Source organism: Micromonospora sp. BQ32 (genome assembly GCF_059358895.1).
The window spans coordinates 155296-181788 of sequence record NZ_JCADBI010000002.1; the positions used below are offsets into that span (position 1 = coordinate 155296).

26 protein-coding genes and 1 tRNA gene are annotated in these 26493 nt (G+C 71.0%); 12 read left to right on the forward strand and 15 right to left on the reverse strand.

What is annotated here, in order from left to right:
• Positions 1 to 449 precede the first annotated feature (449 nt).
• Positions 450 to 1334, forward strand: a complete 885-nt coding sequence (locus AC5L30_RS04285) for a prepilin peptidase (protein WP_494865513.1) — start codon at positions 450 to 452, stop codon at positions 1332 to 1334.
• A gap of 31 nt (positions 1335 to 1365) precedes the next feature.
• Here the strand turns inward: AC5L30_RS04285 and AC5L30_RS04290 are convergent, their stop codons facing one another.
• Positions 1366 to 1995 (reverse strand): phosphatase PAP2 family protein, encoded by a 630-nt coding sequence (locus AC5L30_RS04290; RefSeq protein ID WP_494865514.1) that lies wholly within the window; start codon positions 1993 to 1995, stop codon positions 1366 to 1368.
• Between the two features lie 173 nt (positions 1996 to 2168).
• Here AC5L30_RS04290 and AC5L30_RS04295 point away from each other — a divergent pair, with 173 nt between their 5' ends.
• The gene (locus AC5L30_RS04295) at positions 2169 to 4568 is read left to right on the forward strand and encodes a glycoside hydrolase family 65 protein (RefSeq protein WP_494865515.1); all 2400 of its coding nucleotides are present in this window, start codon (positions 2169 to 2171) and stop codon (positions 4566 to 4568) included.
• A gap of 80 nt (positions 4569 to 4648) precedes the next feature.
• Here AC5L30_RS04295 and AC5L30_RS04300 read toward each other — a convergent pair whose 3' ends face one another.
• Positions 4649 to 5113, reverse strand: a complete 465-nt coding sequence (locus tag AC5L30_RS04300; protein ID WP_494865517.1) for a DUF8243 domain-containing protein — start codon at positions 5111 to 5113, stop codon at positions 4649 to 4651.
• Between the two features lie 196 nt (positions 5114 to 5309).
• On the opposite strand from AC5L30_RS04300, the gene AC5L30_RS04305 reads away from it, so the two are divergent.
• The 3 genes from AC5L30_RS04305 (at position 5310) to AC5L30_RS04315 (ending at position 8127) form a co-directional block, all read left to right on the forward strand.
• Positions 5310 to 6470: a low temperature requirement protein A gene (locus AC5L30_RS04305; protein WP_494865518.1), complete on the forward strand. Its 1161-nt coding sequence runs from the start codon at positions 5310 to 5312 to the stop codon at positions 6468 to 6470.
• A 27-nt stretch (positions 6471 to 6497) separates the two neighbouring features.
• Entirely contained in the window at positions 6498 to 7394 is an 897-nt protein-coding gene (locus AC5L30_RS04310; protein ID WP_494865519.1) for a GNAT family N-acetyltransferase, read from the forward strand.
• Positions 7395 to 7515: 121 nt separating this feature from the next.
• Positions 7516 to 8127: a dihydrofolate reductase family protein gene (locus AC5L30_RS04315; RefSeq protein ID WP_494865520.1), complete on the forward strand. Its 612-nt coding sequence runs from the start codon at positions 7516 to 7518 to the stop codon at positions 8125 to 8127.
• A 38-nt stretch (positions 8128 to 8165) separates the two neighbouring features.
• On the opposite strand, the gene AC5L30_RS04320 is transcribed toward AC5L30_RS04315, so the two are convergent.
• From AC5L30_RS04320 to AC5L30_RS04340, 5 genes are all read right to left on the reverse strand, one after another.
• Positions 8166 to 10202 (reverse strand): ABC transporter permease, encoded by a 2037-nt coding sequence (locus tag AC5L30_RS04320; protein ID WP_494865522.1) that lies wholly within the window; start codon positions 10200 to 10202, stop codon positions 8166 to 8168.
• Positions 10199 to 11629: an extracellular solute-binding protein gene (locus tag AC5L30_RS04325; protein WP_494865524.1), complete on the reverse strand. Its 1431-nt coding sequence runs from the start codon at positions 11627 to 11629 to the stop codon at positions 10199 to 10201. Before AC5L30_RS04325 ends, AC5L30_RS04320 begins: the two co-directional genes overlap by 4 nt.
• Positions 11630 to 12089: 460 nt before the next feature.
• Positions 12090 to 12860 carry an IclR family transcriptional regulator gene (locus tag AC5L30_RS04330; RefSeq protein ID WP_494865526.1) on the reverse strand — a complete coding sequence of 257 codons (771 nt, stop codon included), beginning with the start codon at positions 12858 to 12860 and terminating at the stop codon, positions 12090 to 12092.
• Between the two features lie 205 nt (positions 12861 to 13065).
• Positions 13066 to 13968 (reverse strand): SdrD B-like domain-containing protein, encoded by a 903-nt coding sequence (locus tag AC5L30_RS04335; RefSeq protein WP_494865527.1) that lies wholly within the window; start codon positions 13966 to 13968, stop codon positions 13066 to 13068.
• A 118-nt stretch (positions 13969 to 14086) separates the two neighbouring features.
• Positions 14087 to 14281 (reverse strand): hypothetical protein, encoded by a 195-nt coding sequence (locus AC5L30_RS04340; protein WP_494865529.1) that lies wholly within the window; start codon positions 14279 to 14281, stop codon positions 14087 to 14089.
• Here AC5L30_RS04340 and AC5L30_RS04345 point away from each other — a divergent pair.
• Together AC5L30_RS04345 and AC5L30_RS04350 are read left to right on the forward strand one after the other, a co-directional pair.
• On the forward strand, positions 14274 to 14741 hold the full coding sequence (locus AC5L30_RS04345) for a hypothetical protein (protein WP_494865531.1): 468 nt from the start codon (positions 14274 to 14276) through the stop codon (positions 14739 to 14741). The genes AC5L30_RS04340 and AC5L30_RS04345 overlap by 8 nt on opposite strands.
• 116 nt (positions 14742 to 14857) lie before the next feature.
• Positions 14858 to 15382 (forward strand): SMI1/KNR4 family protein, encoded by a 525-nt coding sequence (locus AC5L30_RS04350; protein WP_494865533.1) that lies wholly within the window; start codon positions 14858 to 14860, stop codon positions 15380 to 15382.
• Between the two features lie 131 nt (positions 15383 to 15513).
• Here AC5L30_RS04350 and AC5L30_RS04355 read toward each other — a convergent pair.
• Positions 15514 to 15585: transfer RNA gene (locus AC5L30_RS04355), tRNA-Lys, on the reverse strand.
• 248 nt (positions 15586 to 15833) lie between these two features.
• On the opposite strand from AC5L30_RS04355, the gene AC5L30_RS04360 reads away from it, so the two are divergent.
• From AC5L30_RS04360 to AC5L30_RS04375, 4 genes are all read left to right on the forward strand, one after another.
• Complete coding sequence (locus AC5L30_RS04360) at positions 15834 to 16256, forward strand: PadR family transcriptional regulator (protein WP_494865535.1); 423 nt, start codon at positions 15834 to 15836, stop codon at positions 16254 to 16256.
• Positions 16253 to 17302 carry a GlsB/YeaQ/YmgE family stress response membrane protein gene (locus AC5L30_RS04365; RefSeq protein ID WP_494865536.1) on the forward strand — a complete coding sequence of 350 codons (1050 nt, stop codon included), beginning with the start codon at positions 16253 to 16255 and terminating at the stop codon, positions 17300 to 17302. Before AC5L30_RS04360 ends, AC5L30_RS04365 begins: the two co-directional genes overlap by 4 nt.
• Positions 17303 to 17431: 129 nt before the next feature.
• Positions 17432 to 17710, forward strand: a complete 279-nt coding sequence (locus tag AC5L30_RS04370) for a hypothetical protein (protein WP_494865537.1) — start codon at positions 17432 to 17434, stop codon at positions 17708 to 17710.
• A 177-nt stretch (positions 17711 to 17887) separates the two neighbouring features.
• A complete protein-coding gene (locus tag AC5L30_RS04375; protein WP_494865539.1) occupies positions 17888 to 18970 on the forward strand; it encodes an NAD-dependent epimerase/dehydratase family protein in 1083 nt (360 codons plus the stop codon).
• A gap of 171 nt (positions 18971 to 19141) precedes the next feature.
• On the opposite strand, the gene AC5L30_RS04380 is transcribed toward AC5L30_RS04375, so the two are convergent.
• The 7 genes from AC5L30_RS04380 to AC5L30_RS04410 form a co-directional block, all read right to left on the reverse strand.
• Positions 19142 to 20326 carry a hypothetical protein gene (locus AC5L30_RS04380; protein ID WP_494866072.1) on the reverse strand — a complete coding sequence of 395 codons (1185 nt, stop codon included), beginning with the start codon at positions 20324 to 20326 and terminating at the stop codon, positions 19142 to 19144.
• 193 nt (positions 20327 to 20519) lie between these two features.
• Positions 20520 to 21710, reverse strand: a complete 1191-nt coding sequence (locus tag AC5L30_RS04385; protein ID WP_494865541.1) for a GNAT family N-acetyltransferase — start codon at positions 21708 to 21710, stop codon at positions 20520 to 20522.
• A gap of 67 nt (positions 21711 to 21777) precedes the next feature.
• Positions 21778 to 22470 (reverse strand): hypothetical protein, encoded by a 693-nt coding sequence (locus tag AC5L30_RS04390; RefSeq protein WP_494865542.1) that lies wholly within the window; start codon positions 22468 to 22470, stop codon positions 21778 to 21780.
• On the reverse strand, positions 22467 to 23312 hold the full coding sequence (locus AC5L30_RS04395; protein ID WP_494865544.1) for an ATP-binding cassette domain-containing protein: 846 nt from the start codon (positions 23310 to 23312) through the stop codon (positions 22467 to 22469). The genes AC5L30_RS04390 and AC5L30_RS04395 overlap by 4 nt, the downstream gene beginning before the upstream one ends.
• Positions 23309 to 23647 (reverse strand): PadR family transcriptional regulator, encoded by a 339-nt coding sequence (locus AC5L30_RS04400; protein ID WP_494865545.1) that lies wholly within the window; start codon positions 23645 to 23647, stop codon positions 23309 to 23311. The genes AC5L30_RS04395 and AC5L30_RS04400 overlap by 4 nt, the downstream gene beginning before the upstream one ends.
• A gap of 104 nt (positions 23648 to 23751) precedes the next feature.
• Positions 23752 to 24471 (reverse strand): PP2C family protein-serine/threonine phosphatase, encoded by a 720-nt coding sequence (locus AC5L30_RS04405; RefSeq protein WP_494865547.1) that lies wholly within the window; start codon positions 24469 to 24471, stop codon positions 23752 to 23754.
• A gap of 115 nt (positions 24472 to 24586) precedes the next feature.
• Positions 24587 to 25147 (reverse strand): helix-turn-helix domain-containing protein, encoded by a 561-nt coding sequence (locus AC5L30_RS04410; RefSeq protein WP_494865548.1) that lies wholly within the window; start codon positions 25145 to 25147, stop codon positions 24587 to 24589.
• Positions 25148 to 25202: 55 nt separating this feature from the next.
• Here AC5L30_RS04410 and AC5L30_RS04415 point away from each other — a divergent pair, with 55 nt between their 5' ends.
• Positions 25203 to 26465, forward strand: a complete 1263-nt coding sequence (locus AC5L30_RS04415) for a benzoate/H(+) symporter BenE family transporter (RefSeq protein WP_494865549.1) — start codon at positions 25203 to 25205, stop codon at positions 26463 to 26465.
• Positions 26466 to 26493 lie beyond the last annotated feature (28 nt).

Sequence of the window (26493 nt, forward strand, 5' to 3'; positions counted from 1 at the left end):
CCTGTGTCGTCCGATGCTGAAGGTGAGGCTTGCGTCACACCCAAGGGGCGAGCATAGGCTGACGCTCGCCGATGCAACAGAGGCAATTCACGTGAACACTCTGTGTGATGACAGGTGGTGGTGATGGGTGTCCGCACCGCATCCCGAGCAATGGTGGAGCGAAAGGTCGTTATTGATGGGGCGTCACCGGCTCGGATGGCCTCACCGACGTCTCGTCACTGGTCGCGGGAGTGGGACATCGCGGCCTCATCCCGGCATTCGAACGGCGTTGCCGGCCGACCGGCGGCCTCCTCGTTCGACGGGGTGCCCGGCCCGGAGGCGGCCAGAAGCATCCTCGCGGGCCTGGGTCGGCAGGTCGCTTTCTGCGCCATCCGCTACACCGGAGCGAGTGCTCAGTCACGATCCGTGTTCGCTATGACGGGGGCGCATCCAGCCGAAACGGAGGCGACATGGCGCTGACCGGCCCCCCGGCGGCCGTCCCGGGTCGGGAAGAGCCACCCGATCGGAGCCCGGCACTCCCGCCGTCCGGCGGTACGACGGAACCCGCCCGCCGGGCAGCGCCCGCCCAGCGGGGCGAACGAGCATCGGGCCTCGTCTCGGCGCTGGCGCGTACCCGGGTCTCGACCGTGTTCGCGATCCTCGCGATCGGCCCGCTGATGCGGTTGGCCGCGCTGCGCTACGCCGTACCCTCGGGCCTGCCCAGCCGGACCGGCTGCGACGCCTGCGGCGCGCCGGTCGGCCTGACCCGGCCCTGGCCGGCGCTGGGCCCGGCGGCCCGGTGCGGTCGCTGCCTCGCCCGGGTCGGCCCACCGCCGGGCACGGTCGAGGTGGCCGTGCTCACGGCGGCGGTGCTGCTGGCGTTCGCCGGTCCGCCGGGCGGGGCGTTGCCGGCGCTGATCTGGTGGCTCGGCTGGACGATTCCGGCGATCTTCGTCGACCTGGCGGTGCACCGGTTGCCGGATCGGCTCACCCTGCCCGCGGCGGCCGGCACCTGGCTGTTGCTCGGCGTGGCCGCGCTCGACGCCGACCCGGGGCACTGGCTGCGGGCCGTCATCGGCGGCACCGGGCTGGCGCTCTTCTTCGCCAGCACCGCGGTGCTGCTCGGCCGCCGCGGCTTCGGGCTGGGTGACGCCAAGCTGGCGCTCAGCGTCGGCGCGCTGCTCGGCTGGTACGGCTGGCCGGTGCTGCTGTTCGGACTGCTGCTCACCTTCGGGCTCTCCGCCCTGGTGAGTCTGGGCCTGCTGGCCACCCGCCGCGCCACCTGGAGCACCCACCTACCGTTCGGCCCGTTCCTGCTGCTGGGCACGGTCGGCGCGCTACTGCTCATTCGCTGAATGCCGCCGCCGATCCAGGGGGCGTCGCTGGTCAGGGGCGGGAGCGGCTGGCCAGTTTGGGGACCGGGCCCTCGGAGCGGTCGGCCCGACGGCGGAGCACCTCGCTGGTCGGGCGGGCCAGCAACGGGGTAGCCACCACGGCGACCAGGGCGCCGAAGAGCACACCCGCGATCACATCGTGCGGGTAGTGCACGCCCACGAAGACCCGGGAGAAGGCGCCGAGCGCGGCCAGGGGCAGCGCGACCAGGCCGATTCGGCGGGAGAGCAGCAACGTGGTGACCGCCAGCGCGCCGGCGATGGTGGCGTGGTTGCTGGGGAACGACCAGTCACCCGGGGGTGGGCAGGCGCTCGCGATAATCTCCCGGCCGATGGTCCGGCAGGGGCGCTCCTCGTCCACCACGGTCTTGAAGAACTCACTGCCCACGTACGCCAGGAGGGCTGGCACCGGCGCGATCAGGGCGAGTGCCCGGTTACGCGGGCCGCCGGACCGGCGGCTCAGCGCGGCCATCAGCAGCAGCGCGCCGAGCAGCAGGACCACCCCCTCGGTGGCGTGTCCGGCGAACCACTGCACCGGCTCTGGGCTGCCGGCGGCGGCGTCGACGACGTCGCGGTACCACTCGGCGCTGATCTCCGGAACGTCCATGCTGCCGTTGTCGACCATGCATCACCTCACTTCACGTTCATACCCTGTTCACCTTGGGGACACCCTAGGAACACGGCAGGGGGCGCCGCTCCTGTCGAAGGTCGAGCGGTCTGCCCGATCTTCGTCCAGGATTCGCACAGCCAGCCCTGGTTGGCTGTTCCAGGACGACGTCAGTATCCACAGGAGGCTTCGTGCAGACCGGTTCGGCCACCGATCAACCACAGTCCAGCGCCGCGACGGCGGACGACGAGACCTGGCGGATCCGGCGCACAGAGGCCGACCTGGACCGGCTCGGCGAGACCGAGTCGATCTTCGCGTTGGGCAACGGGTGGCTCGGCTGGCGTGGGGTGCTCGACGAGGGCGCCCCGTGCGGGATGCCGGGCAGCTACGTCAGTGGCTTCCACGAGCGGCGCGAGCTGAGCTACCCCGAGGAGGGGTACGCGTTCCCGTCGGCCAGCGACACCGTCATCAGCGCACCGAACGCCGCACTGATCCGGCTCTGGGTCGACGACGAACCGCTGGATCTCCGGACCGGGACGCTGCGCAGCCACGAACAGGTGCTCGACCTGCGTGCCGGCGTGCTGCGCCGGGAAACCGAGTGGATCTCACCGGCCGGGCGGGGCGTACGCATCCGCAGCACCCGGTTGGTGTCCCTGCCGCATCGCCCGGTGGCCGCCGTCCGGTACGAGGTCGAGCCGTTGGACGCCGCCGTCGAGCTGCGGGTCTGCTCGGATCTGCTGGCCAACGAGACGGTGCCGGAGCGTTCGGACGACCCTCGTGCGGCGTCGGCGCCCACCGACCCGCTGACCGCCGAGACGTACCGTGCGACTGGCCTCGACGGCGTGCTGGTGCACCGCCCCGAGCGCAGCGGCCAGCGCGTCGCGGTCGCGGTCAGTCACCTGCTGGACGGGCCGGGGACGGTGACCATCACCGATGACTGCACCCCGGACCGGGTACGGCTGACCGTGACCGGCCGGCTTCACCGGGGGGAGCGGTTGCGGCTGACGAAGTTCGCCGCCTACGAGTGGGCGGCGGTCGACGCGACGCCCGCCGACGAGTTGGCCGCCCTGGTCGCCGCCGAGGCGGACGCGGCCCGCGCGGACGGCTTCGACGCCCTGCTCACCGACCAGCGCACCGCCCTGGACGCGGCCTGGCAGGTGGCCGACGTGCAGCTCGACGGTGATCCGGAGCTTCAGCAGGCCGTTCGGTTCGCGATGTTCCACCTGATCCAGGCCGGTCGCCCGGACTCCGACCGGACCATCTCCGCCAAGGGGTTGACCGGCAACGGCTACGACGGGCACGTCCTCTGGGACACCGAGAGTTACGTCCTGCCGGTGCTCACCTACCTGGCCCCGGCGGTGGCCCGCTCGGCGCTGAGGTGGCGGCACGCCCACCTCCCCGAAGCGCGGGAGCGGGCCGCCGAGCTGCGGTTGACCGGCGTGACCTTTCCGTGGCGCACCATCGGCGGCCGGGAAAGCTCCGGCTACTGGCCGGCGGGCACCGCCGCGCTGCACGTCAACGCGGACGTCGCCGACGCGGTGCTGCGTTACCTGGCGGCCACCGACGATCAGGGGTTCCTGGCCGAGGCGGGGCTGGAACTGCTGGTGGAGACCGCTCGGCTCTGGCACGGCTTCGGCCACTGGTCGGAGGACGGCACCTTCCACCTGCACGGCGTGACCGGCCCGGACGAGTACGCCGCGCTGGTCGACGACAACGTCTTCACCAACCTGATGGCGAAGCGCAATCTGCGCGGCGCGGCGGACGCCGCCGAGGGGCATCCCGAGCTGGCCGGCCGGCTCGGCGTGGACCGCGAAGAGGTGGCCGGCTGGCGGGCCGCCGCCGACGCGATGGCCATCCCGTACGACCGCGAGCGCGGGGTGCACCAGCAGGCCGCCGGCTTCACCGAACAACCCGAGTGGGACTTCGCGAACACCGGCGACGACGACTACCCGCTGCTGCTGCACTTTCCGTACCTGGAGCTGTACCGCAAGCAGGTGGTCAAGCAGGCCGATCTGGTGCTGGCCATGCAGCTCTGCCCCGGTGAGTTCACCGCCGACGAGAAGGCCCGCAACCTGGCCTACTACCAGGCCCGCACGGTCCGCGACTCGTCGCTGTCGGCGGCCCCGCAGGCCGTGCTGGCCGCCGAGGTCGGGCACCTGGATCTGGCGTACGACCTGTTCGCCGAGTCGGTCCTACAGGACCTGGCCGACCTGGGGGACAAGACCGCCGACGGGCTGCACCTGGCCTCGCTGGCCGGCGCGTGGCTGGCGCTGGTGCAGGGCTTCGGTGGGCTGCGCGACGACCGGAGGGTGCTCTCCTTCGACCCCCGGCTGCCGCGACGGATCGACCGGCTGGCGTTCAGCCTGCGCTGGCGCGGCCACCGACTGCGGGTCACGTTGACTCCGGCCGAGGCCCGCTACGAGCTGCCCGACGCCGCCGCAGCTGCCGAGGTCGAGCTGTGGCACCACGGCGAGTCGCTGCGGGTCACCGGCGCCGAGCCGGTCACCCGGCCGATGCCGCCGGTGCCCGACCCCGGCCCGGAGCCACCCTCCCCACCCGGCCGCCGACCCACCCGCCGCTCGGCCGACTGAGCCGCTCCGGCCGGTTCGGGGGCCGCCGCGGCTCCGGTTCAGGCCGACTCGCTCCGGCTCGGCCGCCGCGTGGCGTCGGCTCAGGTCGGCACGGGGCCGCCGGCCATCCGCTCGCGGACGGCCTCCAGCGCCTCGAAGGCGTACGCCCAGTTGTGGCACTTGAAACTGCGCAAACCGTCGATCGCGGTGTGACAGTCGGAGCAGCGCACCCCGGCGATGGCAGCCGGGATCTCGGTGTTGACGTACTTGCGCTCGCCCAGGATGACCGTGGCGATCATGGCCTTGTCGTGCAGGCCGGAGAGCGCCGACGAGACGATGTCGTACCAGGTGATCCGCCGACGGCACTTCGGGCAGTCGGGTTCGTCGCCGCTGACCCAGAGCGGAGCGCCGATGCTGCGCGCCGGCATGCCGAGCAGTTTCTCCAGCCGCCGGACGTCCGACTCGGGGGTGGTCCAGCGGTGTCGGCCGGGCAGTGATGCGGGCGAGTCGTACACGGCGCGGAACAGATCGTGGTCGACCTGCACGGTCTCGCGCTGAGCGGTCATCGGCGTCCCTCCTCGTTGAGTCGGTGCCCCCACCGTGGTCAGCGGTGACCATGGGCGCAGCCAGATCAACGACACGAGGGGTCAGCGGGTCGTCGCCCCGAGGCGTGGCGTCCGCCCCTGACCTCGCTTTCGCCTCCGGTGGCCGGCCTCGGGTGGTACGACGGACGCAGGGCGTGCGCCGGCGGGAGGAGCGCCGATGGCGAGCAGACCCGAACGGCTGCTGCGGCGTGGCGACTCGCCGCTGAGCGCCTCGTTCCTGGAGCTCTTCTTCGATCTGGCGTTCGTGCTCGCCCTCAGTCAGCTGGCCGCCCACCTGCTGCATGACCTCAGCCTGGCCGGCGCGCTGCATACCGCAGTGCTGTTGACCGGGGTCTGGTGGATCTGGGTGACCACCACCTGGTTCGCCGACTGGTACGACCCGGAGAGCCCGGCGGTGCGCTGGCTGCTGGTCGGTGCCGCGCTGGGCAGCCTGCTGGCCGGGGTGGCGATCCCGCAGGCGTTGGACGGGCGGGGCCTGCTCTTCGCCGGCGCGTACGTGTCGGTGCACCTCGCCCGGGGCGCGGTCACCGCCATCGCGCTACGCGGTCACCCGCGGCAGATCCGGGCGCTGCGCATCCTCTGCTGGTTCAGCGTCTCCGCCGTACCGTGGTTGGCCGGTGGGTTTCTGCCGGAGTGGCGGGTGCCGCTCTGGCTGCTCGCCATCGCCATCGATTTCACCGCCCCTCGACTCGGCTGGCCCACGCCATGGATGGGCCGGACCAGGCCACAGGAGTTGCACCTGGCCGGCGAGCACTTCGCCGAGCGGTACCAACAAATCATGATCATTGCGCTCGGCGAACTCGTCCTGGTCGCCGGCCTCTCGTACGCCGACACCGACCTCGCCCTCCCGCAGACCACCGCGTTCCTGCTGGTCTTCGCCACCGCGGTGCTGATCGGTCTGCTCTACGTCACACCCGCTGGTCAGCGCCTCGGCCCGGCCATCGAGCATGCCGACCCGTCCCGGCTCGGGGTCATCACCGGATACCTGCATTTGGTGATGGTCGCCGGGCTGGTGGTCACCGCCGTCGGTGCGGAACTGAGCATCGCCCACCCTACGCGGACCGGTGACACGACCGCGGTCCTGGTGATCCTGAGCGGTCCGACGCTGTTCCTGGCCGGGCGGATCCTCTTCTCGGCGGCGATCCACCGGCGACTCTCCTGGCCCCGGGTGGCCGCCCTGTTCGTGCTGGGCGTTGCGGCGGCCGCTCTGCGGCTGCCGTTGTTGGCGGTCAGCGCGGTCGCCACCGGGGTGGTGCTTGTGGTGGTCGTCCTGGACCACGCAGGCATCGGCTCCTACCGGCGCCGATCTGGCGCGTAGCCGAGAAGCCTGACTAAAGTCAGATGTGTGGACTCCGCTCTCATCGCCGCCGTGCGGCGGTTCAACCGGACGGTCACCCAGCGGGTGGGTGCGCTCGACGACGAGTACATGGCCCAGGGGCGCCCCCTGGGGCAGGCGCGGCTGCTCTGGGAGATCGGCCCCGCCGGCGCCGAGGTCGCCGCGTTACGGGCCCGGCTCGGCCTGGACTCCGGATACCTCAGCCGACTCCTGCGCACCCTCGAGAACGACGGCCTCGTCACCGTCGGACCGGCCAACCAGTCCGGCGGCGACGGCCGCGTACGCGTCGCCACGCTCACCGACGCCGGCCGCACCCAGTGGGCCGACCTCGACCAGCGGTCGGACGATCTCGCCGCGTCGATCCTCGAACCGCTCACCGAACACCGCCGCGAACGACTCGTCACCGCCATGGCCGAGGTCGAACGGCTGCTCATCGGCTCGATGGTCGTCATCGAGCCGTGCCCACCGAGCGACCCGCGAGCCCGTGCGTGCCTGCGGGCCTACGTCCGGGACATCGAACGACGATTCGACGGCGGGTTCGACCCCGCACTGAGCAAACCGCTCCCCGACGAAGCGCTCGTCCCGCCCAACGGGGTGCTCCTGCTCGCCACCCTCAACAGCGAACCGATCGGCTGCGGCGCGGTCAAACTCCACCCCGACGCGCCCGCCGAGGTCAAACGGGTGTGGGTGGCCGACACCGTACGCGGGCTCGGCGTCGGGCGGCGGCTGCTCGGTGAGTTGGAACGGTACGCCGCCGAGCGCGGCGCGACCGCGGTCCGGTTGGACACCAACCGCAACCTCACCGAGGCGATCGCCCTGTACCGGGCGACCGGTTACCGGGAGATCGAGGCGTACAACACCGAGCGCTACGCCCATCACTGGTTCGAGAAGCACATCGAGCGGTGACGGCGGCGTGCTGCGGAAGCGTGTACGTCGACAATCTGATCTTGCCGCCTCGGACCCGTTGCGGAAGGCTGAGGGACGTCGGAGCGATGATCAGCATCCGACCTCAGGCAAGGAGTTGTTCGTGCGCAAGCTCGTGTATTACATCGCCACCACCCTGGACGGCTTCATCGCCGGCCCCGACGGCGCCGATCCCACCGGCCCCGGCGGGTTCTGGCCCATTCCGGACGACTATCTGCGCCACCTCGTCGCGGAGTATCCGGAGACCCTGCCCGGCCCGGCCCGGCAGGCGTTCGGCATCACCGACCAGGGCAGTCGGTTCGACACCGTGCTGGAAGGGCGCCACTCCTACGACGTGGGGTTGCAGGCCGGCGTGACCGACGCGTACCCCCACCTGCGCCACCTGGTGTTCTCCCGCACGCTGGGCAGCAGCCCGGACCCGGCCGTCGAGGTCATCGACCAGGACCCAATTGCCACGGTACGAGAGCTGAAGCGGCACGACGGCAGGGACGTCTGGGTGATCGGCGGTGGTGCCCTGGCCGGTGCCCTCTATCCCGAGATCGACCAGCTGATCATCAAGCTTGCCCCGTTGACCATCGGCGCCGGCATCCCGCTGTTCGGCCGCGACGCCGTCTTCGCACCACGTACCTGGCGGCTGACCGACCACACCGTGCTGGACAGTGGCGCCCTCTTCCTGACCTACACCCGCACCGAGGCCGGAGACGAGTCCGCATGATCACCACCCCCTGGTAGCGCGAGCGGTCAGCTCCCCGATCAGCCCTTCACCGCCCCCGCCGTGAGCCCCTCGGTCAGGAAGCGCTGGCCGAGGGCGTACATGATCACCACGGGGATGCTGACCAGCAGCGACGCCGCGGCGAGTTGTCCCTGTGGCACGACGTCTCCGGCGATCATCGACTGCATCCCCACCGGGAGTGTCTTGTACTCGTCCTTGGTGATGAACACGAAGGCGAAGAGGAACTCGTTCCAGGCGTTGGTCAGGGTGAAGAGCGCGACCGCCAGTAACCCTGGCTTGGCGAGGGGCAGCACCACCCGGCCGAACGCCTGGATGCGGCTGCAACCGTCGACCAGCGCGGCCTCCTCCAGCTCGATGGGGATCGACGAGAAGTACCCCACCAGCAGCCAGGTGGCGAACGGCAGCGTGAAGGTCGGGTACGTCACCACCAGCGACCACAACGAGTCGGTGAGCCGGGCACCGATGAGCATCTGGTACAGCGGGATGAACAGCAGCGCGCCCGGCATCACGTAGGTGAGCAGCACCGTCACGGTGAAGCCCTGCGCACCCCGGAACCGCAGCCGGGCCAGCGCGTAGCCGGCCAGGGCGGCGCAGACCAGTGCCACCGCGGTGGACGCCGCGGACACCAGCAGGGTGTTGAGGTACCAGCGGCCGAACGGCTGGTTGGCGAACAGGGCGCCGAACTGCTCCAGGGTCCACGGCGTTGGCCACAGGTCGTCGGTACGCATGACGACCTGACCCTCGGACTTGAAGGCCGTGACGGCGATCCAGTACAGCGGGCCCAGCACGAAGAAGAGCAGACCGGCCAGCGCGACCCAGGACCCCACCCCCGACACCACTGACGACGACCGGCGCCCGCCCCGCGACTGAAGGGTCGAGACCACCCGGCCGACCCCCGCCGCGATCAGCAGGATCACCCCGAGGACCACCGCCGCCTTCCAGAAGATCTCCGGCGATGCCCAGATCAGCAGACCCGTGACCAGCGCGGTGACGAACCACGGCAGCGCCTTCCGCGCCGTCGCGGCCCACCGCCGCGTGCTGATCCACCGCGCCGCCCGGCGTCGCCGGGGCAGTTTGATGTTGGTGTCCTGGCGCAACAACCGGACCAGCACGAACACCAGCCCGCCGATGATCGGCAGCATGACGAGCGTGACCGCCGCGCCCGCACCGTACTGGAGCTGCAAGATCGCCTTCGAGTAGGCGATGAGCACGTACGGCGCGGTCACGTCGCCCGGGCCGCCCTGCGTCAGCAACCAGACGAGGTCGAAGTTGTTGAACGTCCAGATCGACGACAGGGTCACCGTCACGGTGATCACGTGGCGCAGGCCGGGCAGCGTCACGCTTCTGAACCGCTGCCACGCCGAGGCGCCGTCGATGGTCGCCGCCTCGTAGAGGTCCGCCGGGATGGCCTTCAACCCCGCGAGGAAACACACGGTGAAGAACGGCACCCCCTTCCAGACGTTGACGAGGATCACCGACGGCATGGCCAGCGACGGGTCGGAGAGCCAGCCCGCGGGCCAGCTGTCGACCAGGTGCGCGCTGGCCAGCAGCGGCCCGATCCCGGTGGCGGTGAGCAGCGTGTTGACGCTGCCGAAGATCGGGTCGAGCAGCGCGCGCCAGCTGAACGCCGTCACCACCGTCGGCACCACCCACGGCACCAGGAGCAGCCCGGCCAGCACGGCCCGCCCACGGCGTCGATGGTGCAGCAGCAGGGCCGCCGCCAACCCCAGCACGACCTTGAAAACCTCGGCGTACGCGGTGAAGACGAACGAGTTCACCACGCCGGTGTGGAACTGCTCGTCGCCGACGAGCGCGAGGTAGTTGTCCAGGCCGACGAAGACGGTGTCCTGCCCGTGCCGTTCCGTGGTGCTGGTGATGATCGACCGGGCGATCGGCACGAGGACGAGCCCGCCGACCAGCACGGCCATGGGTGCCAGGAACAGCGCGGCCAGCCGCCAGTCACGCCCCAACCGCCGCTGGACCGCCGTGAGGGAGCCAGGTCCCGACGGCGGGGGCTTCCTCGCCGCCGGGACCCGCGCAGGGCGAACTGACCTCACTGGCGCAGCCCCTGCTGGTTGAAGATCTGCACCATCTTCTCGTGGGCGGCCGTCACGGCCTGCGCCGGCGCCGCTCCCTGGACGACCTGCTGCATCATGTCGGTGAGGACGTAGGCCGACCCCACGGCCTGCTGGCCCGCGCTGGCCTTCTGCGGGAAGGCCAGGCCGTTCTTCGTGTTCAGCGGCAGCTTCAGTTCAGTGATCTTGCGCAGCATGGGGAACGCGGCATCGCCGCTGGTGAAGAACGGGTCGGCGTCCCAGACCTTCTCCCAGGCGGGCATCACCAGGCCGGGTGCCTCCTTCGCCACCCCGAGCAGTGCGGGCGCGCTGACCAGGTACTGCGCCAGGAGCTTGGCGAGCGCCGGGTTCTTGGCACCCTTGAAGACGACGAAGCCCTGCGACTGGCCGAGCAGCAGCGGATTGTCGGTCGCCGGGCCGATGCAGTCGGAGAACACGTGGGTGTTCGCGTGCACCGGGTTCTTCTTGGTCCTGGAGTCCGCGTAGACGCTGAACTGGTTGCGGGTGTAGCCGAGGATTCCGGCGAGCCAGTTCTCGTTGTTGCTGGTGTCGGTCCAGCTCGCGATCCCCGGCGGCAACATCGGCTTGTACTTGGGGTTGGTGTAGATGTCGCCGAGGAAGGCCACCGCCTGCACCGTCTCCGGGGTGTTGAAGGTGACCTTCCTGCCGTCGTTGGAGGCGATCGACCCGCCGTAGGCGTTGATCAGCGCCTCGATCATTCCGTTGCCGTCACCGGACCGGTTCACCGTCATGCCCCAGCCGAACCGGCGCTTGCCCGGATCGGAGATCTCCAGGCACAGGTCCCGCAGCTCCTCCCAGCTGTAGATGTCCTTGGGGGAGATGCCCTTGTCCTGCATCCAGTCCTTGCGCAGGAACGACCCGATCCCGATGAAGTGGTACGGAATGGCGAACCACTTGCCGTCGAAGACGCAGAAGTTCTTGGCCTCGGCGCAGGGCTCGCCGTACTTGGCGGTCAGCGCCTGGACGACGTCCGTCACGTCCTCCAGGTCGCCCAGCGCCTGGAACTGTGCGACGAACCGCGAGTCGGTCATGAACGCCAGGTCACGGGCCACCCCGCCCTTGACCTCGGCGTCGATCTTGGCCACCACGTCACCGGCGTCGGCCTGGACCAGACTGTTCTCGATCTTCGTCCCGGTGGTGTCGGCGAACTTCTTGATCGAGCTGTCCAGGGCCTCGTTCGCCGCCGCCGAGTACAGCTTCTGCGACAGCATCCCCATCGAGGAGCCCTTCATCGCCGCCGCGGCGTCGATCAGCTCCTGCGGAACCTCCGGCTGCACCCTGGTGGGCGATTCGGAGCTGCCCTCACACGCGGCCAGACCAGCCGCGCCGAGCACCCCCACCCCCATCCCCAGAAAGCCGCGCCGGGACCACATCGGGTTGTCCTCCATGGACACTCGCCTCCTCTTTTTCCCGCACCACCGCACGCCAAAGGCGTGCTTGTGCTCCAGGTGTCCCTATGACGGCGACCACGGACGCGTCGCCCGCATCGATCAGCGCGTTCGCGTACCCGTTGTTGGAGTTGGTGGGGTTGTCGCGGTGGCGGTGGGGAAATCCCTGCCGCCGGTCACCGCCGGGAGTCCGCTGACGCACGTTTCGTCGTGGTAGCCGAGCGAGCCGCGCGAGAGAATCCGCGTGCCGCTCGCCGGGTAGCGCGACGAGGTTGAGGCGATCGGCGACCGGGCCGAGAAAGCTGCGCTGACTTTGCAGTTCGGTCGGGCCACGAGACCACCACCGTTCGAGATTTCGAACTGAGTTCGAGATACCGTATCGAGTGGTCGCGACGCTAGAGCAGCGCCAAGACGAATGTCAATGTTTCGATGTGGTTTCGAACCGAAAACGGGAGGCCCGCTATCGCGGCTGGGCCCGGTAACCCATGCGAGCCGATAGCGCCGCCGCGCCCTCGCGAACCAGCCCGGTCCACTCCACGTGCGCCTCGGGCGTCCAACGGATGATCGGCGCGGACAGGCTCATCGCGGCGATGGTGGTGCCGGAGTGGTCCCGGATCGCCGCAGCGACGCAGCGCATGGCACTGTCGGACTCGCCGACGTCGACCGCGACGCTCTCCGCCCGGACCCGTTCAAGATGTTCGCGGAGCCGGTCCGGGTCGGTGATGCTGTCCGGCGTCATGCCCGGCAGGTCACCCTTCATCAGGACGGCGTCCAGGCCCGCCTGATCGAGGCCGGAGAGCAGCACCTTGCCGACCGCCGTGCAATGGGCCGGCAGCCGCCGCCCGACCGCCGACACCATCCGGACAGGGTGCGTGCTGTCGAACTTCACCAGGTAGATGACGTCGGCACCGTCGAGCACGGCCACATGAACCGCCTCGTCGCACGCGGCCGCCACGTCCCGCGCCACGCACTGCGCCTCCCGGACCAGGTCAAGCCGACCGGCGAACGCCGCGCCGAGCTGAAACAGCGGCATGCCGAGCCGATACTGCACCGGCTGACCCGGTACGGAGATCAGATACGAGCGAGCCTCAAGCGTGACCAGCAGTTCGTGGACGGTGGTACGGGGTAGGTCGAGCCGCTCCATCACCTGGCGGGCCGACAACTGAGGGCAGTCCAGGAACAGTTCGAGGACGTCGAGCGCGCGGATGACCGCCGGTACCACACGGGGCATGTCGATAGTCCCTTCGCAGTGCCCGACCCGTGTCAACGATCTCCACACGGGCCAGCACCTGAAGAGAATATCTTCGTCAGCTCCCGGCGCCAGGTGCCAAACTCGTCGTCGATTGGAGCCGTCTGGACGGCGCGGCGATCGACAGCTGCTGCTGTCTGTCCGCATCGCCGCCCGCCCGAAACATCTCAGGCGGGCGGCGAGGGGCTCAGCTCTGGCTGACCAGGCCGGCGTCGACCACGTACTCTGCGCCATGCACGGCCTGGAATTCGGCGCTGGCGACGAGCAGGGTCGGCTCGAACTGGTACGACCTCACGATGTCCGAGTCCGTGGCGTCGTCCCCCACGTCTGCGACGGTCCGGCCGTACGTGGCGGCTGCCTCCAGCCGGACCTCGTACAGCATCTCGGTGCGGGCGGTGATCGACCAGGTTCCGTCCGGGTTGACGGTGGCCGAGCCACCGCCAATTGCCTGTCGCTGCGGACTCGACAGACTCACCTCCAACACGCCCTCCGGGCCACCCTCGATGGCCGGTTCATCCGCCTCGCGCTGCCCATCCCGGTCAAGGTCGTGCCACACACTGCCGCGGATGACGCACGTGCCCGAGATCGCCACCGTGACGGATTCGGTGTTGTTGTCGGTGTTCGCCTCGCGGCGTTGCGGGGTGATGCTCGTGGTGATGGGCACCCTGCTGCCCGGTGCCGCGCCGGCCACGACGAACGGCACGAACAGCCGGCTGGCCCGACCGCTGGCCGCCAATTGCGGATACGAGCACGTGTAGCTCGTCGTGCTCACTGCCGTGCAGGTCCAGTCAGGGTCAACGACCGGCGGGGTCGTGGTCCTGAGCCCGGCGGGCACCGCCACAGTGACGCTGATCGGGTCCGACGCTCCGGTGCCGTAGTTCCGGATGTCGATCTCGGCGGAGAAGGTCTCTCCCTCCGCCGGATTCAGCACGTCGGTCATCATCAGATCGACGACCAGATCGGGCTGGAGTCGCCCGGCCGCCACCGCGTCGGCCGGAGCGAGTGCCGCCGCGCCCCCGACGAGGGCGAGGGTGGCCAGCGAGGTGGAGAAGGTACGTCGGATCGAGCGGGAAAGGGAACGAGGGAGCATAGGTTCCTCACGTCGCAGGTTGCGGCCCTGCCAGGACGGCGAAGGCCGGCGTGGAGATCAAGATCTCCACTCATCCGGCGTCGTCGGTCAGCCTGACGTTACACAGCGGCACCCGGCATCATCGCCGACCCATGTCGTCTATGCCGGTCTTGCTGTTGCCTCCCGGCTGCCTCAGTTCGCTGCCCTCATACCTGGCGTTTGACCTGTCGGTGGCCTGGACCTGGTCTTCGTCGACGACGCGCTCGTGCCTGCGGTGTCTGTTGGCCTCGGGGCTCCCGTCGGTGATGCCAGGTAGTTTGCCGAGGGTGAGCATGTGGGTCTACTTCCAAGGGCTCGAGTCCCCCAGCCTCCCCGTAAACACAGCAGGTTTTGACGCCCTGTTCGATGTCGAGTTTGACGAGCTGGGCCGACGGGTCCGGACAGGTACCGCAGCATGGCTGGAGAGCGGCTTCTTTCAGCTGAATGAGCTTTACCTGCTCCAGTCGCAGCTGGACGACGACCGGGAACTCCCGGTCTTCGGAGGCCGGCACATACCGGACCCCGGCGGCGGGCCGGGCCACGTGGTGCTCGATCCGCCGGACGTAGCGCGGACCGCGGCGTACCTGGGAAGAGTTTCGTTCCCGGACCGGTGGCAGGAGTGGCGGCCACTGCCCTCGTCCGAGTCCGACGAGGAACTGCGGGAGCGCCTGGCTCAGTACCACGAGGACCTACGCGCCTTGTACGCCAGCTCCGCGGAGCGGGGTTGGGCAGTGGTCAAGCACTTCTCGTTCTGAGCCGCCTGGCGCTTGCTGCCTCAGGAGCCCCGAAGGCGCTCGTTGAACGGATGAAGGACCAGCCATCCACTCCACGCCGGCTTAGCCGTGTCGGTCTCTCTGGCTAGGGTGCTGCCGTGGAAGACGATCACCGCGCCTTGCCCACGCCACTGACCGAAGCTCATGCCGTCGACTTCGACTACAGGGGCGGGGCTGGGGTTGACTTCGAGCCGTACCTCCGGTTTCTTGACGCGACCGAGACTGATGAGTGGTGGCGGGCCTGGACGGGAAACGCGGAGCTTGACGGTTCCGAGTTCCGGGTCTTCGGGCAGGACGGCACCGGTGGCATCGCGGCCTTCTGGCTGGTGCGTCGCGGTGAACCACTTGAGCAGCAACCCGTGGTATTCCTCGGCTCGGAGGGTGAAACGGGAGTCGTCGCTCAGCACCTGTGGGCTTATCTGTGGCTTCTCGCTGACGGCTTCGGGCCTTGGGAGGCGACGGATTACCCCAACCACGAACATCAGCCCCGGACCGATGCCCGCCTCACGGAGATCGCCCAGCGCTGGGCACCGGCGCATCGGAAGTCAGCCGGCGAGGTCATATCGTCAGCGCGGGAAGAGTTTCCCGGCTTCGACGAGATGATCGGCTCGCTATGCCGGTAGCCAGCGCAAAGGTAGGCATACGGCTCGGCCAAGCGGTCCACCGTGACCGGCCTACTGCTGTTCTTCGCTGCTGCACCAGCCAAGATCGCGGCACCAACGGCCCCGCAAAGGGCCGCTGACCTGCGGAAGAGTGGGCCGCCAGGGACTCGAACCCTGAACCTATGGATTAAAAGTCCACAGCTCTGCCATTGAGCTAGCGGCCCGCGCGCTCAGGTTACCCGACCGTCTGCGCCCCGGCTGATGTCCGCCCCCCGGTCAAGAGGAGTGATGCTGATCTACGCCCGCGAAGGTGTGGGCGTTGGACGACCGCCGTTGGTGGTGCAGGGCTGAGCGGCCCGCCGAGATGACCAACTGGCGAAGTGGCTCGCGTCCGCAGTCGGCCTTGATGCCTTCGGCAAACTTCTACACCGCTTTGTCACCGGTATAGCTTCATCACCGATATATTGACGTCATGGCCACACCGACGCCACTGCGGGAACCCACCTTCTTGATCCTCACCGCCCTGGCGCGGGAAGACATGCACGGCTACGGCATCGTCAGCGACGTGGCGGCCCTCTCCGGTGGGCGGTTGGCGCTGCGGCCCGGCACCCTCTACGGAGCACTGGACCGCCTCACCGACGAGGGGCTGGTCGAGCGGGCCCACGAGGAGGTCGTCGAGGGGCGGCTGCGCCGCTATTACCGGCTCACCGACGCCGGCCGGTCCGTGCTCACCGCCGAGACCGAACGACTGCGCCGCAACGTCGAGGCCGCCACGCAGCGGTTAGGTGCTCGACCTGCGGGCACCCGCACCGCCGGCAGCACCTCACGCGGCCCTCTCCCCATCCCCGGAACGGCCGCCCGCCCCATCCTTCGACCGACCGGAGGCCCGGCATGAAGCAGCCCAACCCCGCGCAGGAGCAGGCCGGATCGCCGCTGGAGTCCCGCTACCGGCGGCTGCTGTGGGCCTACCCGGGTGACTACCAGGCTGAGCGGGGCGACGAGATCGTCGGGACGTACCTCGACACCGTCGATCCGGGGCGGCGCTGGCCATCCCCACACGACGCCGCCGACCTGCTCGGCGCCGGGCTTCGGGAGCGACTGCGCGGGTACGGGGCTCTCGGGCTGGTTGCGGCTCTCCCGCTGGCCGCGACCGCCGCGCTGAACACCCTGGTCGCGGTCTCCGCCTTCCTGCTCCTGCAGGTCGAGTTCGAAGATCCCCGCTTCGCCCGACTGGACCCGGTCGGCCCGTTCCAGACCCTCGGCACCGTCATCTGGCTGGGCTGGCTGCTCGTCGGCCTCGCCGCCACTGCGCTGCCCGGGGCCTGGGCTCGCACCGCTGCCGCCGGTGGTCTCCTGCTGACCATCGCTGTGCCACCCGTGGCCGCCGTCACCGGCCAACCCGGGCCACCGCTGTTCGTGCTAGCCCCCGCCGTCGCGCTCGGCCTGGCCACGCTCGCGCTGCCTTCCCATCCCGGCTGGGTCGCGCGTAGTCTGCCGCCGCTCACGACCGGGTGTGTGACGGCCGCATCCGTGGCATTCAGCGCCGCCGAGAACGGCGGGAACATGTTCACGTCGTACGGCTCGACCCCCGAGCTGCTGGTGATGGCCGGGGGGTTGATGTTCGGACTGGTCCTGCTCGTCGGCCTCGGTCGCGCCCTGCGAGCCGACGACGCCGGCCTCTGGGCGACCCTGCTGCTCGCCACCCCGGCGGGCCTGTTCGGCGCCAACCAGCTCAGCCAGGCGACCTGGGGTACCAGCGGCGGCGGACCCACCCCGACGGCCTTTGCCGTCACAGCCGGGTCGATCCTTCTCGTCGGCGCGGCGCTGCTGGCGGCGGCCCTCGCAGGCCAGGCCGCCCGACATCAAACCGTACGTCGACGAGTGCTCGACGACGCCTGCCCGACCTGCGGACACCGCTCGACTGCGATGACAGGGACCTGATTTCGGCGGGATCAGCGATGTGGTGGGGGTCGGGTCGGTGAGCTGGGGTGAATCGAGCGACCCCGGTGCCGCATGGGCGTGGACCGGTGGGGAACCAGGACCGGCATGGGATCAAGTCGTTTGCCTGCCGTGGCGGCCTCCGGAGAGGAGGTCGGGCGCGATGGCGTACGCCAGCCGGGTGGGGAGGTGCACGCCTGGTTGCCCGGCCAGAACCAGACGGTGTGTGGCCTGGCACTGAGCCGGACCCGACTGCGTCGCTTCCCGCATGTGCCCTTCGAGTACTCGGGTACCGATGTGCTCACTGAGGCGGACGCGGTGGGCTGGATCTGCCCACGCTGCCTGGCCGCGACCGCCGGGCGGCGGGGCAAGGAGAAGCACGGCTGGGTACGGGAGTCCCCTCGCCCTTGATCGACTCGGGATCCTGGAAGTCGGGCGGTCCTGGCCTCTCGGATGCCCCGACTTTCAGGAAGCCGAGTGGATCAAGCCGCGCGCGCGGCGGGGCCACGGCGGGCCGCGCGCGCACGGCGGGCCGTGCGCCGCGCTGGTGGGCGGTTGAGCTGCGGCTGGGCGGGTACGGGGTCGGACATGCGGATCGTGGTGGTGGGGGCGAGCGGCAACGTCGGTACGGCTCTGCTGCGGCGGCTGCGCCGGGAGCGGGGCGTGGAGCTGGCCGGGGTCGTTCGACGGTTGCCCGGCCCGGATGCCGGCGAGCCGTACGACCAGGTGGAGTGGCACTCCTGCGACATCGGCGCGCCGAGCGCGACCGGGCAACTCGCCGAGGTGTTCGCGGGTGCCGACGCGGTGGTGCACCTGGCCTGGCAGATCCAGCCCAGCCACGACCAGCGGGTGCTGCGCCGGACCAACGTCGAGGGCAGCCGGGCGGTGATCAACGCGGTGGTCCGGGCCGGGGTGCCGGCCCTGGTGTACGCCTCATCGGTCGGCACCTACGCGCCCGGCCCGAAGGATCACCCGATCAGCGAGCGGTGGCCGGCCACCGGTGTGCCCGGTTCGTCGTACAGCGCGCACAAGGCGGAGGTGGAGGCGCTGCTGGACGGGGTCGAACGGGACCACCCCATGCTGCGGGTGGTACGGATGCGCCCCGGGTTGATCTTCCAGCGGGCCGCCGGTGCGGAGATCACGCGTTACTTCCTCGGCCCGCTGGCACCGGTACGGCTGCTGCGCTTCGGCCGGATCCCGCTGGTGCCGACGAACCGCCGGTTGCGGATGCAGGCGGTGCACGCCGATGACGTGGCCGACGCGTACGTCCGGGCGGTGTTGGGTGATGCGCGCGGCGCCTTCAATGTCGCCGCGGACCCGGTGCTCACTCCGGAGCTGGTGGCCCGGCACTTCCATGGTTGGACGGTGCCGGTCGCCGCGCCGGTGCTACGGGCGGCGGCGGCGCTGACCTGGCGGGCGCGGTTGCAACCGGTCGACACGGGCTGGGTGGAGCTGGGTCTGAACGCCCCGCTGATGTCCAGCGAGCGCGCGGAGGCCGAGCTGGGCTGGCAGCCCAAGATCAGTGCGCTGACAGCGCTCAAGGAACTCTTCGCCGGAATGGCCGACGGCGACCACACGGCAAGCCCACCGATGTCCGGCGCACGGGACCTGCCCGGCCGCCCCGGCGCCCTCCTCAAAGCCCGCCCCCCAGGCCAAGGCAACCCCTACTGACCCCCACCCCAGCTCGTTGATCAAGAGCTTTCGGTCAGAAAACGCCGCCCCGATGACCGAAACCTCTTGATCACCGGCGCGGGTGCGGGCGCGGGGTCCCCGGCGCGGGCGTGCGGGCGTTGGCGGGCGCGGGGACCCCGGCGGGTCCCGGCGGGGCTGGGCTGCTGGGGGTTAGGAGAGCTTTGAGCCCGTCACCGTGGGGTTGCGGGCGCCGAGGAAGAAGATGCCGGGGAAGCCACGGGTCTCGAACTTGGCGCTGGGGTTGCGGCGCAGGGTCGAGCTCTCGATCCGCATCGTGCCGGTGCGGTTGTTGCTCACGAAGAAGATCGCGCCGCCACCCTCGTTGGCCTTGTTGTTCTCGATGATCGTGCCGGCGATCCGGACGGTGAACTCGTTGCCGTCGCAGTAGATCGCGCCGCCGCTGCCGCCGCCGGGCGTGCCGGACTTGGCCGGGTTGGCACCGCTGCCGATCGCCTCGTTGTCCCTGAGCAGGCTGTTCAACACCACCCACGACACGCCGATGCTGCTCAGCGCGCCCCCGTTCGAGCAGGAACCGCCGTCGAAGGTGCTGCCCACCACGTACACCGGCTTGTTCTCGTACTGGCTCAGCACCCGGACGGCCGCGCCGCCCAGATCCGGGCCGGTGCGGTCACAGCGATTGCGGACGAAGCGTGAGTTGACCACCTTCAGCCGCCCGCCGCGTACGAAGATCGCACCACCGCCGCCGCCCTCGGCCTTCTGGCCGGTGGAGTTGCCGTCGGCGAAGGTCAGGTTCTGCACGGTGAGTTGTGGGTGATCCTGGTTCTGGCAGTGCGAGGTGGTGAAGCCCTGGGCCTCGTCACAGGTGTTCATGTAGAGGATGCGGCGCTGCCCCTGGCCGCTCAACGTGACCTTGCCGCCGCCGTCCAGCACGATCTTCGGCCCGTTGGCGTTGCGGACCTTCGCGGTGGCGGCCATCTTGATGGTCACCGGAGCCGGTCCACAGTTGAAGGTGATGACGCCGCCGGCCGCGACGGCCTTCACCACCGCCGCGGAGGTGCAGCTCGCCGGGGTGCCGGTGCCGATGGTCCGGGTCGGCTTCGAGGTGTCCACCGCCCGCGCCTCGGCCGGCACGGTGGCCTTGCCGTTCGGGTTGCCGGCGGCGAGCGCCTTGTTGGCGGGCTTCGGGCTGGCGCTGGCCCCCGGGCCGCCGAGGCCGTCGCGAGCCCCCGGCGCCTCGCCCTGACCGCCGGTCGGCAGTGGCGTCGGCGAAGCGGTCGAGCCGGCCTCGAAGGCGGGGGCCGGGTCGTTGGGCGCGCAGGCGGGCAGGGTCGCGGTGGCGACACCGAGGACGAGGAGAGCGGCAAGCGACGTCATGCGCACCCCGTGATGCTAGGAGCCGCGACCGCGTCGCGACGAATCCGCCGAGCCGGTTTAATGCGCCGCTAAGCCACGCCCACCGCCCGCCAGCCACGCCCGCTGCCCTCCGCCAGGCCCTCCGCCGCCCGGCTCCCCGCCGCCCACCGCCCCACAGGCTGTGGGGCGGTGGGGTGCGGGTGGCTGACCGCGCTCAGAAGTCGGCGAAGAGGTACGGCACCCGGCGGGGGAAGAGGCCACGCAGCTCCGTGGCGGCGTCCACCGGTACCTCGCCCAGACCGCGCAGCGGCAGCTCGGCCGGGTCCAGCACCCCGTACGCGAGGGCGGAGAGACCGGCGGCGGTGAGCGTGGCGGTCGGCGCGCGGCCGGTGGTGTCGTCGACCAGCTCCAGCGCGCCGGTCGTGCCGTCGAGCAGGTGGGTGCCGGCCAGCCAGCGGTCCCCGGTCAGCTCGATCCGCACCCGGCCCGGGCCGGCGGGCAGCCCGCTCAACGCGTCCAGCGACAGCAGCCGGGCCATCGGCGCGGACGAACCCGGCACGGCCGTGCGGGCCTCGACGTGCACGTCCAGGTCGGTCAGCCACAGCTCGGGCAGTTCGTCGGGCGGGACCTGGACGGTGACCCGCTCGATCTGGTCGACGTGCCGGGCGAAGAACTGCAACAGCAGCGCCCGCGCGAGCGGGTCGGTGACCAACAGCTCGTTGCCGTGCAGCGTGCCACCGTGTTCGTCGATCCGGTACGTCAGCGCGCCGGTGACCGCACCGCCCACCCGGGCGGTGAGCAGCCAGTACTCGTCACGGTCGCGCATTCCGACCGCCCGGTAGTCCGGGAAGATCGCGAAGCCGTGTCGCTCCTGGAGGTTGCGCTCGGTGAACGCCCGCCACGCCGGATACCCGGCGGCGATGCGTTCCCAGCCGACCTCGCCGGGCAGCTCCACCCGGAGCAGCGAGCTCACGTTCGCCGGGGTGAAGGTGACCCGGCGCGGCTTGGGCAGCCCGACGTAGCCGAACCGGGCGTAGAAGCTGGGCCGGAACGGATAGAGCGCGCTGAGCGGATGGCCCTCGTCGCGCATCTCGTCGAGGAGTTGGTGCAGCAACGTCCGGACGTGCCCCTGCCGGCGGGCCAGCGGGTGGGTTGCCACCCCGGCGACACCGGCCATCGGCAGCACCACCCCGCGCAGGTTCTGTCGCATCGGGATGGCCGAGACGGCGGCCAACGTGGTGCCGTCCTCCTCGGCGATCAGCGTCCGGTTGCCCTGGTTGTAGGGCAGGTAGTCGCGGAACTCGGCGGTCCGGGCAGCACTGAGCGGCGAGGACTCGAAGGCGTACGCGGCCAGCGGGAAGCTGGTGGTGAGACGGTCGTCGTCGGTCACCCGGCGGATGGTCATTCGCCCATCTCAACCCGCCGCGCGGGTCGCAGCAACCGGATTGGCCCGATCCGTGGCGGTGCGGCGGTCAGCCGACCGGCAGGTGCCGCAGGTGCCGGCGGCGGCGCAGGCGGACGCTGGCCACCGCGGCCACGCCCAGGGCCAGCAGGGCGGTGACGACGAGCCCGTGCAGCAGACCACGGGAGAGGTAGCCCTGGTCGGTGTTGTCGACCGTCCAGGTGGCGATCTCGCGGCTCGACCAGAACGGCGTCAACTTCGCCCCGGACCCGGCCGGGTCGATCAGCATCTGCACCGTCACCACGGTGAGCAGTAGCAGCGTGCCCTCCAACTCGCGGGGCAGCAGCGCACCGATCAGCATCCCGAACGGCGCCGCCACCGCGACGGAACTGAGCAGCGCCGCCGCCAGGCCGCCGTACCGCAGGTCCGCGCCGTCGACCATCGGGAGCAGGAAGAACGGTACGGAGATGACCAGCCCCACCGTCCACAGGCCGAGCATCCGACCGAGATAGAGATGGTGTGGGCGGTAGCCGGCCAGCCGCAGCCTCGGCTCCAACTCGCGCGCCGCGGTCGTGGCGAAGAGCGCGGCGGTGCTCACCGCCCAGCCCACGCCGAGCAGCAGCGAGCGAACCGACTGCCCGAGGTAGGCGTCCCGCCGGATCAGGTAGAAGGTCAACGGCATCAACAACAACAGCAGGAGTACGCCTCGACGCCGCAGCAGCTCCCGCAGGGTCATCTCGGCGACGGTGACGAGCCGGTTCACGAGCGACCTCCCTGGATGCCGGGCGCGTGCCACCCGGTCTCACGTGCCGGGGTCAGGTCGAGCACGATGTCCACCCGGTCGAGTTGGTTGAGCAGGTGGGTCACCACGACGATGGCCGTTCCGGCGTCGCGCAACCTGCTGAGCTGGTCCCAGAAGTTGACGTAGGTGCCCTGGTCGAAGCCCTGGTACGGCTCGTCGAGCAGCAGCACGTCCGGGTCGCTGAGCGTGGACATGGTCAGGTTGAGCTTCTGTCGGGTGCCGCCGGAGAGGTGGCGGGCCTGCACGTTCCCGCCCGCTTCCCAACCGAGCTGACGAGCCGCCGCCCGACCGGCGCGGCGGGCCGGGCCCCGGGCCACGCCCTGACCGGCGCCGACCAGCACGAAGTGCTCGTCGGCGAGGAGGAAGTCGGCGGTGCCGCCGGACTGCGGGCAGTAGCCGAGCCGCCCGGAGACGGTCACCTCACCGGCGTCCGGTGACATGAGTCCGGCGCAGATCCGGAGGAAGGTGCTCTTGCCGCAGCCGTTCGCGCCGACGACGGCGGCGATCTGTCCGGCCCGGACGGTCAGCGTGGCGTCGCGCAGCACGGTTCGTCGTCCGTACCTCTTGGTGATGCCCGCCGCGTGCAGCCGGACCGGCCCGGGGCGCGGTCCGGGCGCGGTGCCGATGCTCTCCACGACCGCACCCGCGTACTGCTGGGGTGGGCCGAAGACGACCCACGGGTCGCCACCCCCCTCGCGCAGGTGCGTGGCGGCCTCGGCGACCACGTGCCGTGCGGCGTCCGCCGCGACCCGGCGCTGGTGCAACTCGGCCGTGAGCGTACGCAGCCAATCGTCGGCGTTCACCGGGTGACCCCCTTCGTGACGATGTCGTTCACCGGCCGGACGAAGGTGAGCCAGGCGCTGCCGCCGGCGCGGAGCGCCGCGTACCCGTCGTCGGTGAGCCGGTAGTACTTGCGGGCCGGCCCGGCGCTGCCCTCCCGCCACTGCGCGGTCACCAGGCCGGTCTTCTGTAGGCGCAGCAGCACGGGATAGAGCGTGCCGCCCTGGATCGGCCCGACGCCCGCCGCGTCGAGCGCCTGGGCCAGTTGGTAGCCGTAGGACTCGCTTTCGGACAGCAAGGCCAGGACGCAGATGTCGAGCACCCCCCGCAGCCACTGCCCGCGCCGGTCGGAATCCACGCGTCGGACAGTAGCGGCGCAAGCTAGATGGCACAACCACCTACTGTGGCCGGCGGAACCCGAACCAGTCGGTTCGGGTGAGCCGCCGAGTGAGTCGTACGAGGTCAGCGGGCGACGACGTCGGAGACCACGACGGTGACGTTGTCCGGTGCGCCAGCGTGGTGGGCCAGCTTCACCAACTGCTCACCGCACTGCTGACGGTCGGCGTACATGCCCAGGGCCGTCGCAATGGCCTCGTCCTCGACGTAGTCGGAGAGCCCGTCGCTGCACAGCAGCAGCCGGTCACCGGGGACCACGGTGAGCACACCGACCGCGGGTGGGGTGTCGGCGCCCTGCACGGCCCGGGTCACCAGGGACCGCTGCGGGTGGTGGCGGGCCTGCTCGGGAGAGAGGGTGCCCTGGTCGACAAGCGCCTGCACGAACGTGTCGTCCCGGGTGAGCTGGGTCAGCTCCCCGTCGCGCAGCAGGTAGCAGCGGGAGTCGCCCACCTGGGCCAGCACCAGCGTCTCGCCGGCCAGCAGCGCTGCGGTGAGCGTCGTTCCCATCCCGTCCCGGCTCGGGTCGACGGTGATGGCGGCGTGGATGCGCTGGTTGGCGGTGCTGACCACGGCACGCAGCGCGTCGGCGGCACCGTCGGGGTCGGTGGGCGGAGCCAGCTCGTCCAGGATCCGGATCACGATCTCGCTCGCCACCTCGCCCGCCGGCAGCCCACCCATGCCGTCGGCGACGGCGATCAGGCGGTCACCGGCGAGGGCGGAGTCCTCGTTGTTGGTGCGCACCAAGCCGATGTCGTTGAGGATGACCGAGCGGAGGATCAGCGTCATGGGGTCAAGCTTGCCAAGAACAACCCGCATTCGTCTCTACGCCTCCCACCTAGGTCGAGAAATGATTGCGATTTTCGTCGACGGGCCCGACGGTGCGTGACCGATCGACCGGGCCTCAACGGCGCGGATAGCGCAGTAGCAGGCTGGCCGCGACCTCCTCGTCACCCACCGCCGCGTAGCTGTGTGGCACGTCCGACACCCAGCGGATATGACCACCGGCCGGGGCGGTCAGCGGCGCGTCTGCCGGCCCGGCGCGCAGCACCCCGGCGAAGACGGTGACGTGCTCGGTGACCCCCGCCGGGTGGGCGGGGGAGAGCTGCCCGGGGCCGGGCGCGACCCGCATCCGGTACAGCTCGTAGGTCGCGTCGGAGTCGGTGAACGCCTCGAGCAGGGTGGCGGTGACCGCGGTGCCGTGCACGGTGGGCCCGGCGGCCGGCTCCGCCAGCACCGCCGTCAGCGGTACGCCGAGCTGCGCGGTGACCGCCCAGAGCGTCTCCAGGGTCGGGTTGCGGGTGCCGTGCTCCAGGCCGGAGAGGGTGGCCTTGCCGACACCGGCGAGCCGGGCGAGTGTGGACAGCGAGATCCCCTGCTCCTCGCGCAGCGCGCGGACCCGGCGTCCGACGACGGCGGGATCCACGTCGAGGCCCGGGCGCGGGGCTGGTGGTGGGTGCGGCACCCGGCTATCGTGCTACACGCTTCCGTTCCGTAAACGGAACAGTCGGGAGGGTGGAGTGGCCGGACGCGTGCAACCCGTGCTGGCGGGGGTGGTGACCGCGCTGGTGGGCTTCGCCAGCTCGTTCACCGTCGTGCTGGCCGGGCTCCGAGCGGCGGGCGCGTCGGACGCCCAGGCCGCCTCCGGCCTGCTCGCTCTCTGCGTGGCCACCGGGCTCGTCGCCGCCTGGCTGGGCTGGCGCTACCGGATCCCGATGAGCGCGGCCTGGTCCACCCCGGGCGCGGCGCTGCTGGTGGCGACCGGGCCGCCGCCGGGCGGATGGCCGGTGGCGGTGGGCGCCTTCCTCGTCTCCGGCCTGCTGATCGTCGCGGCCGGGCTGTTCCCGCCCCTCGGCCGGGCGGTGGCCGCCATCCCCAAGCCGGTGGCCGGCGCGATGCTCGCCGGGGTGCTGCTACCGCTGTGTACGGCCCCGGTTCGCGCGCTGGTCGAGCTGCCGGTGGTGGCCGGGCCGGTGGTGGTCGGCTGGCTGCTGCTGCACCGGTTCGCCCGCCGCTGGGCCGTGCCCGGTGCGCTGGTGGTGGCGGTGGTGGCGATCGCGCTGACGGCACCGCCGACCGGCCTGACCGGCGCCGCACTGGTCCCGTCGGTCACGCTGACCGCGCCGGCCTGGAACGCGTCCGCACTGGTCGGGCTGGCCCTGCCGCTGTTCTTGGTCACCATGGCCGCGCAGAACGTACCCGGCATGGCGGTGCTGGTCGGCTACGGCTACCGGCCGCCGTTCGGTGCCGCGCTGCGCACCACCGGCCTGGCCAGTCTGCTCGCCGCCCCGGCCGGCGGGCACGCGGTGAACCTCGCGGCGATCACCGCCGTGTTGGCCGCCGGCCCCGACGCCCATCCGGACCCGGAGCGCCGGTGGATCGCCTCGGTCACCGCCGGCGCTGGGCTGGCCGTGCTCGGACTGGGCGCCGGCGTGGCCACCACCCTGGTCGCGGTCGCCCCACCGATCCTCATCGAGGCGGTCGCCGGGCTGGCGCTACTGGGTGCCCTCGCCACCGCGCTCGCCTCGGCGGTGACCGACCCGGCCACCCGCGAGGCCGCCGTGGTCACCTTCGTGGTGACCGCGTCCGGGGTGACGTTGATCGGCGTGGGCGGCGCGTTCTGGGGCCTGGTCGCGGGCTGCCTGATGCTGCTGCTCTTCCACCGCCGCCCACCCGCCCCCGCCGCGCCGGACCAACCCGCCCCCGCCGCGCCGGCCGACGCGGCGCCAGCCCCCGCCGCACCGGCTCCGGCCGCGCCCGGAAGATCCACTCGGATTTCATGAAGTCGGGCTGTCCCAACGCTCCGGACAC